At 51.0% G+C, this 7,752-nt stretch carries 7 protein-coding genes and 1 pseudogene; 1 reads left to right on the forward strand and 7 read right to left on the reverse strand.

The annotated features are described in order from the left end of the window. The first annotated feature begins 351 nt into the window (after positions 1–351). Positions 352–735 (forward strand): hypothetical protein, encoded by a 384-nt coding sequence (locus tag AB7U36_RS14305; RefSeq protein ID WP_428160415.1) that lies wholly within the window; start codon positions 352–354, stop codon positions 733–735. Between the two features lie 100 nt (positions 736–835). Here the strand turns inward: AB7U36_RS14305 and thiD are convergent, their stop codons facing one another. From thiD to AB7U36_RS14340, 7 genes and pseudogenes are all read right to left on the reverse strand, one after another. After that, complete coding sequence (thiD, locus tag AB7U36_RS14310; protein ID WP_428160416.1) at positions 836–1,666, reverse strand: bifunctional hydroxymethylpyrimidine kinase/phosphomethylpyrimidine kinase; 831 nt, start codon at positions 1,664–1,666, stop codon at positions 836–838. A gap of 31 nt (positions 1,667–1,697) precedes the next feature. After that, a complete protein-coding gene (locus AB7U36_RS14315; RefSeq protein ID WP_428160417.1) occupies positions 1,698–2,639 on the reverse strand; it encodes an ABC transporter substrate-binding protein in 942 nt (313 codons plus the stop codon). Further along, on the reverse strand, positions 2,636–3,409 hold the full coding sequence (locus AB7U36_RS14320; protein ID WP_428160418.1) for an ABC transporter permease: 774 nt from the start codon (positions 3,407–3,409) through the stop codon (positions 2,636–2,638). Before AB7U36_RS14320 ends, AB7U36_RS14315 begins: the two co-directional genes overlap by 4 nt. Beyond that, a complete protein-coding gene (locus AB7U36_RS14325) occupies positions 3,406–4,161 on the reverse strand; it encodes an ABC transporter ATP-binding protein (protein WP_428160419.1) in 756 nt (251 codons plus the stop codon). Before AB7U36_RS14325 ends, AB7U36_RS14320 begins: the two co-directional genes overlap by 4 nt. A 207-nt stretch (positions 4,162–4,368) precedes the next feature. After that, the gene (locus AB7U36_RS14330) at positions 4,369–5,373 is read right to left on the reverse strand and encodes a tRNA dihydrouridine synthase (RefSeq protein WP_428160420.1); all 1,005 of its coding nucleotides are present in this window, start codon (positions 5,371–5,373) and stop codon (positions 4,369–4,371) included. 17 nt (positions 5,374–5,390) lie between these two features. Beyond that, positions 5,391–7,298: a GNAT family N-acetyltransferase gene (locus AB7U36_RS14335; RefSeq protein WP_428160421.1), complete on the reverse strand. Its 1,908-nt coding sequence runs from the start codon at positions 7,296–7,298 to the stop codon at positions 5,391–5,393. Positions 7,299–7,419: 121 nt separating this feature from the next. Next, positions 7,420–7,752: pseudogene (locus tag AB7U36_RS14340) on the reverse strand (diaminopimelate decarboxylase); the annotation flags it as partial.

Below are 7,752 nucleotides of genomic sequence, written 5' to 3' on the forward strand. Positions count from 1 at the left end.
AACACCAGGGAGGGGTGAAAAAAGGAAAAAATAGAAGATATTAAGCGAATAACTTAGATCTTAATTTTCTGTCGCCGGGGGATTTTGACCCGGCCACGGGTGGGGGATTTTAAAGTGGCCATCCGGGCTCCTTGAAAGTTGATTATTATGCATTCGTTATTGCTTGAAAATACATAATAAATCATCTCCCAAGAGAGTCCAATTTATTTTTCTGGAACACTATATTATACTCAGATAACGTTTCCGCGCACAGGAAAGCGAGGCCGTCCCAAGGAACCTGTAAAGGAACCTCACCCGGATCTGGTCTATGGACAGCTGATCAAAAAGAAGCGTCAAGGAAGACTTCAAGAGTTGATGCATCGGGTTTGCTGCGGTGCCGGGCGCCTGGCCGGATTGGGGCTGTCGATTAGTACCAGTTTGATTGAACGTCTCAATCTTACGCTTCGTCATGCCTTGGCGCCTCTGGTGAGAAAAAGCCAGTGTTTCTGCAAGGATCGAACCCAAATGAGGCGGCGTGTGACCTTCTTTCAAGCCTTCTACAACTTTGCCAGACCGCATATGAGTTTGCGCCTGCCCTTGCCTGAGCAGAAGGTCTTCGCTTCAGATTTGATTCTGCCCAAGTGGCAACATCGAACCCCTGGGATGGCCGCTGGACTGACGGATCATGTTTGGACATTTCGAGAGCTGTTGACCGCTAAATTTGAGCCGTTTCATAATCAAAGTATTAGCGGGTGAGCACCAAATCACTTCATCGTTTTAAAAAAAAGTTGATCTGCGGTTACCGTTTATTTTTCATTCCGGCTTATCTGACCAGATAACATGAATATTTTGAATGTTATGCAGATATAAATAATTCCTTCTTCCACAGCGCATGAAAATGGTGGACCGGTCCGTGCCCTGAGCCGGTTTTGATATCGGCGCCGGCTTTTAATGCCTCGGTGATATAGGTTTTGGCTCCGGCAACGGCCGATTTCAGGTCAAGTCCCCGGGCAAGGCCTGCGGCAATGGCCGATGACAGGGTGCACCCGGTACCGTGGCTGTTTTTTGTATTCACCCGGTCGGCCATATACCGCGTTGTCTGCCCGGAGGCGGCTTCATAGAGCAGATCAATGCCCGGCCCCGAAGCCAGGTGCCCGCCTTTGACCAGCACATTGGCTGCGCCAAGGCCTGCAAGGGCTGCGGCAGCGTCTTCCATTTTATCCGGGGTGTCGATGGTCCTGCCTAAAAGCACCGAGGCCTCGGGCAGATTCGGGGTGATCACTGTGGCCAGGGGAAGCAGGTGCGTTGTCAGTGCGGCCACAGCATCGTCCTGGAGCAGTTTGTCTCCGGATTTGGAGATCATCACCGGGTCCAGCACCACATTGCGGCATTGCCATTGTTTGAGTTTTTGGGCCACCATTTTAATGACTTCAGGTGAATGGAGCATGCCGATTTTTACGGCATTGGCGCCGATATCTGCCATCACGGCATCCATCTGTTCCCCGATAAATGCCGGGGGAACCGGGAAAATACCTGTGACACTGTGGGTATTCTGGGCCGTGAGTGCCGTAATGGCGGACATGCCAAAGACCCCCAGGGCACTGAAGGTTTTCAAGTCTGCCTGGATACCGGCCCCGCCGCCGCTGTCAGACCCTGCGATGGTTAATGCGCGATAGTATGTTTTCATAAGTTACAACCTCCCTTTGGATCGGATCTTTTCAATTGTTGTTGTTCCAGGTGTAGATAAGATCCCGGGGGCTGAGCGTGTTTTTAATCAGTCCGTATTTCAGGGAAAAATCTATAAATGCCTGCCATTTTTCAGGATGGCTGACCTGGCCCGGGGCAGCAAAATACGCCGCTGTCAGGGCAAACGCTTTTGTTTCTGTCTCTTTATCCACTTCGGGCAGGGCATTAAAGTAGCGCGACAGGGCGTTGTCAGGATCCTTTTTAATGTCGGCCAGGGCCTTGGAAAGCGCCAGGACAAATCCGTGGACAGCCTCTTTTTTCTTTTCAAGGGTGGCTGCACCTGCCGCAAAAATCAGCTCTTCGTATTCCGGAATGCCGTATTTTTCCAGTTCAAAAAACCGGGGTTCAACGCCCTGCTGCTGCATGGTCACGGTTTCGTAAGTTTTAAAGGGACCCATAACAGCGGCCACCTGTTGGGAAAGCAGGGCGGGCAGGATGGTGAATCCCACATTCACCGGGGTGTAGTCCGTGATCCCGTTGATGTCGGCAAAGCCTTTGAGCAGCATGTCCATGAATCCGGGCACGGTGTAACCAATTTTTTTACCGGACAAATCTGCGGGCGTTTTTATGGACTGATCCAAAAACATCAGGGTGGTCAGGGGCTTGACCACAAGGGGGACCACGGCTTTAACCTGGAGCCCGGCATCTGCCGCCATGATGGTCTGGGGCTGGTAGGACACGGCCAGATCCACCTGGCCGGCTGCTGCGAGCTTCAGGGCATCCGAGGTCTCCGATGGAATGATAATCTCAACTTCCAGACCTTGCTCGGCAAAATATCCGGATTCCTGGGCAAGATAGACAGGCAGGTGGTCCACGTTGGGAAACCAGTCCAGCATGAGCACAAGTTTCTGTGCCGATGCCGTGCTGCAGATCATTAAGAAAATCATTAGTGTCAGAACAACATGTCGTTTCATTGTTTATCCTCTCTTTTTATGAATTCATTGTTTTTCCATGTCATTATTCGTCTTTCAACAAAACCGACCAGGGCCCACAGCCCAATACCCATGGCCGAAAGCCAGAGAATGCAGGCAAATACCAGATCCGTATTCAGCCGGGCATTGGACTGGATCATCAGATACCCAAGCCCTTTCTGGGCACCCACCCATTCGCCGATGACCGCGCCGATGGTGGCCACGGTGACGCCCACCCTAAGCCCGGAGAAAAACTGGGGGAGGGCCCAGGGCCAGTACAGCAGGCGCAGCTTCATCCAAAACCCCGCACCCATAAGGGTAAACAGTCTGCGAAAATCAGGATCGCAGCTTTTAAGGCCGGATAACAGGTTCACGGTAATGGGGAAAAAAATGATCACCCAGGCCATGAACACCTTGGACCAGATGCCGTACCCCAGCCAGATCACAAGCAGCGGCGCCAGGGCAAATACCGGAACAGCCTGGGATGCCACCAGAAACGGGGAAAGGCCTTTTTCGATGCCGGGCCGGGCAAACATGAATATGGCCAACGGAATGGCGGTTCCCAGGGCAATCACAATGCCCAGTATGATTTCCAGGGCCGTGGCCAGGGCATGGGACCAGATCAGGGGCGCTTTTACCACCGCGCAAAGGCCGATGTCCGAGGGCGGGGGCAGGATAAATGCCGGGATGTCCATGGTCCGTACAAGGGCCTCCCAGAGGACCAGTATGCCCAGGGTAAGGGCTGACGGGAATAAGGTATCTGGCCATTTCATCCCTGAATCTTCTCCTTTCCGGTCTCCAGCCGGGAAAGAATCCTGGCTTTGATGTCCATGAATTCCGGCAGGCTGAAGTCCCTGGGTTTGGATGCCCTGGGCTGGAACCGATCCAGGATGGTCATGGGGGCAGGACCTAAAAGGATGATGTCATCTGCCAGGGTCAGGGCCTCTTCAATGTCGTGGGTGATCATGAGAACGGTTTTGCCGAACTCTTTTTGCAGCATGAGCAGCAGACCTTGCAGTTCCCGGCGGGTAATGGCGTCCAGTGCGGACAGGGGTTCATCCAACAGGACCAGATCCCGGTCAAACATCAGGGTGCGGGCCAGGGCGCATCGCTGGCGCATGCCGCCGGATACCTGGTCGGGATAATGGGTCTGAAATCCTGTAAGCCCGATTTTTTTGAAGATCCGGGCAAGTTTTTCCGTTGCCTGTTTCATATCCCTAAGAGCCCGGGGCTTTGCCTGCACCGGCAAAAGCGTGTTTTCTCCCAGCGTCAGCCAGGGCAGCAGCATGTCCTTTTGCTGCATATAGGCGGCAAGGCTGCCAAGGTGGGCAGTGGCGTTGCCCTGCCACACAATCCGGCCCTGGTCCGGGCAGACCATGCCGGTCAGGCAGTCAAAAAGGGTGGATTTTCCGCACCCGGACGGGCCCACCAGCACCGTAAACCACCCCTGGGGCAGATCCAGGCTGAAATTTTTAAAAATGGCCTGCAAACCAAATGACTTGGCCAGACCTTGGACCTCAAGCATAAGTTGCTTCCAGTCTTGCTGTTAAGTACCAAGATAGAAATAATTCCCGGTTTAATGGTTTCTTTGAAATTGATAACATTCCTTAATAATAGCATTTTATTGAAAAAACACTGAGAGGTGAATACGGTTTTATTTTCATCCACCTACTTAGTAAGTGCCTAAACCGAAACCCGTGTTTGGGCGGCTCATTAGCGGAGCGTATGCGTGTCATTCTATCCTGTCCGGGCAGAATTTTAGGTCCATTTCCCAGAATTCACTGACCCGGTCTGAGTAGTCCTGCTCCGAATTTGACTTGAGCAGTTTTTTCAACGGTTTTTTGCTGTTTTCAAAGGAGGGCCCCAGATAGTTCCAGAATCCCTTCATGCGCCCGATAAGGTGCCCCGGGCCTGAAAAGACCTGTTTGTAACTGTTAAAAAGATCCGTATGAAAGGTTTTTAATCGTTCACGCGTTTGGCTGTTATTTTTTGGGACGTCAATGTGGTGGGGATCGGTTTTCAACCCTTTGATCTGCTCGGGCAAAAAGGGGTTGGAAAGAATGCCTCTGCCGACCATGAAGCGGTTGATTTTCGGAAAACGTTGTTGGATTTTTTCCCATGATGCCCTGTCCACAATATCTCCGTTATAGACCATGGGATGGTCACAGGCGTTCATGGCCTTTTCAAACGCGTCAACATCAGCGGAGCCTGTATACATTTGCTCCCCGGTTCTGGGGTGCAGGATGATTTCGTCAAGCTTGTGGGTGTTGAACATTGCAATCAGGTCCAGGATCTCTTCCTTATTTTTACGGCCCAGGCGGATTTTGACGCTTAGGGTGGGCTTCATGGCCGGGATGACCCGGGAAAGGAAGGCGTCTATTTTATCCGGGTGGGGTAAAAGGCCTGATCCCCGCTGTTTTTTTGCAATTTTTAAATGGGGGCACCCAAGGTTCCAGTTCACCTGGGCATAGCCCATGTCAAAAAGATAATTCCCAAGATAGATAAAATCATCCGGATTATTTCCCAGGATCTGGGGGATGACAGGAAGGGCTGTGTTCAGATTCGTATCCACGTCTTTCAGTCTGGCCGGTTTCAGGCGCCTGCTGCCCATGGTGGAGATAAACGGGGCCATGGCCTGGTCAATGCCGGTGAAATGCCGGACATATGCCTGCCTGAACACCACATCGGTGAACCCCTGCAACGGGGCCAGTATCAAAAAGGGACGATTATCCGTCATGGGGGAGGTTGTCAGCTTTATTCCGGGGGCAGATCATCATCATCATTAACCGTATTATGTTCTTCGATGATGGCAAAGGGCATGGTCACTTCAATTTCCCCGCTTTCCCCCCGTATAAATTCTGCGTGGGGGTAGGTGTTTTTAAACACATTGAGCATTTTCCGGTTTTCGGCCAGGACAAGGGCAGTGAAACAGGAATAATTGTTCTGGCGGGCGATTTTTTCAAGGCAGTTCAGCAAAAAGGTAGCAATCCCCTGTCCATGTAAATCCTCTTGAACCAGGAATGCCACTTCCGCATTTTGGGGACTCACTTCTGCGTAAGATGCCACAGCTACAATCTGTTTGCGTTTGCCCTGCTGCATAAGGGCAATAAGGGTCATATTCCGGCTGTAATCCACCTGGGCCCACATCTGCTGGAGCATGCGCCTTGAGAAAACTTTGCGCCTGTTAAAAAATCGAAAATAGATGGAATCTTCTTGGAGGGAGTAATAAAAATTTCTGGATTCGAATTCATCCGAGGGCTGAAGCGGCCTGACTTCCAACTGTTTCCCGCCGGGCAATAGCCTGTTGTATTTATAGGCATTGAGAAACAGCAGGTCCTGGTTTGTGGGCGGCAACTGGTCGCTGAAAATATAATGGCGCTGTTTGGCCTGTTCAATGAGTTCCTTGCGGAATTTGGGATGGGCAATCTGGGCCAGTTCCATAACCCGCTGGAAAATGCTTTTCCGCCGGATTTCTGCAATACCGTATTCAGTGACCACAATGTCAATGTCACCCCGGGTGGTGGCAACCCCGGCGCCTTCGCTTAAATGAGTCACAATTCTGGATACCTGGCCGTTCTGGGCCGTGGACGGGATGATGACAATGGAAAACCCGCCTTTGGACATGGCAGATCCCCTGATGAAATCCACCTGGTCACCGATGCCCGAATAAAACAGATACCCTTTTGAGTCCGTGCATGTCTGGCCTGTCAGATCCACCTCCAGGGCTGAACTGATGGAGATCAGGTTATCATTTCTGGCAATGACATTGGGATCGTTCACAAATTCAGAGGACCTGAAATAGAACATGGGGTTGTCAGCTATATAGTTATATAGTTCCTTTGACCCCATGCAAAGGGACGCAACGGCCCGTTCGGGGAGAAAGTTTTTTTTGCGGTTGGTGATTACCTTTTGTTTGAATAAGGGCAGAAGGCCGTCCGTGATGACCTGGGTATGGATACCAAGGTCCTTTTTGCCGGCCAGATAAGGCATGATAGCATGGGGCAGATGCCCGAAACCGATCTGCAGTGTGGAACCGTCATCCACCAGCTGGCTGACATAATGGCCGATGCGTTCAACCACGGTTTTGTTTTTGGTCTTGGGCAGGGATTCCAGAAGCGGTTCTTCGTATTCCACTAAATAATCGATATCATCGATGTGCACCAGAGAATCTCCCCAGGTCCTGGGCATTTGGGGATTGACCTGGGCAATGGTAACTTGAGCATTTTTCATTCCCGAAAGGGTGATATCCACAGAAATGCCTAAAGAACAGTAACCATGGGCATCCGGCGGGCTGACCTGGACCAGGGCAACATCCAGGCCGATTTCATTATTCCGGAAAACTTTTGGAATCTGGGAAAGGTAGGCCGGGATATAATCAATTTTTCCTTCAAAGGCAAATTTACGCATAAGAACGGAAATAAAGAATAGTTTAATGGAAAACCGGGACGAAAAATTGTCATCATTTAGATATTGCGCCAGGGTGGTTGACAGCATCTGATAAACAACAATGTCCTGGAGGGACTGGTTCTCGACCATAGCCCGGATCAGCTGCTGGGGTTCTCCGCATCCGGTACCGATGAATACCCTGGAACCATTGCGAATTTTTTTTACACTTGCTTCAGCCGTAAGCAGCTTATCAGGGCAGATCTGTTTTAAATCCATGCTATTTCTCCTGCCGGGTCAATGCCAGAGTCGAAATCTTTGGGCCCATGTACGGGTTAAAGCAAACCATAAATTTGATTGATAATCAATTATTTTATTTTGTTTCCGGTTCCGGGCAGCATCAGGGATGTCCCGGTGTGATGGTTTGGGGCTCAAAATTTAATGTGGCGAAATAGTCGTCCATGGTCTCTGCCCTTCGGATCAGTTCAATGCTGCCGTCGGTTTTAAGCAGAAGTTCCTTGGGACGAAGCTGGCCGTTGTAGTTAAAGCCCATGGCATGTCCGTGGGCCCCGGTGTCGTGGATAATCAGGATGTCTCCTTTCCGGGTTTCGGGCAACTGCCTTTGGAGGGCAAACTTGTCATTATTCTCACACAGCGCACCCACGACATCCACTGTTTTTAAGGGGGCGGATTCCGGCTTGCCATGGATGTGGATGTGATGGTAGGCACCATA

The organism is Desulfobacter sp. (genome assembly GCF_050177295.1).

Coding starts and splice junctions, on each gene's coding strand:
- thiD (WP_428160416.1), bottom strand. CDS start 1,666: ATGAAAACATACTATCGCGCATTAACCATCGCAGGGTCTGACAGCGGC.
- AB7U36_RS14315 (WP_428160417.1), bottom strand. CDS start 2,639: ATGAAACGACATGTTGTTCTGACACTAATGATTTTCTTAATGATCTGC.
- AB7U36_RS14320 (WP_428160418.1), bottom strand. CDS start 3,409: ATGAAATGGCCAGATACCTTATTCCCGTCAGCCCTTACCCTGGGCATA.
- AB7U36_RS14325 (WP_428160419.1), bottom strand. CDS start 4,161: ATGCTTGAGGTCCAAGGTCTGGCCAAGTCATTTGGTTTGCAGGCCATT.
- AB7U36_RS14330 (WP_428160420.1), bottom strand. CDS start 5,373: ATGACGGATAATCGTCCCTTTTTGATACTGGCCCCGTTGCAGGGGTTC.
- AB7U36_RS14335 (WP_428160421.1), bottom strand. CDS start 7,298: ATGGATTTAAAACAGATCTGCCCTGATAAGCTGCTTACGGCTGAAGCA.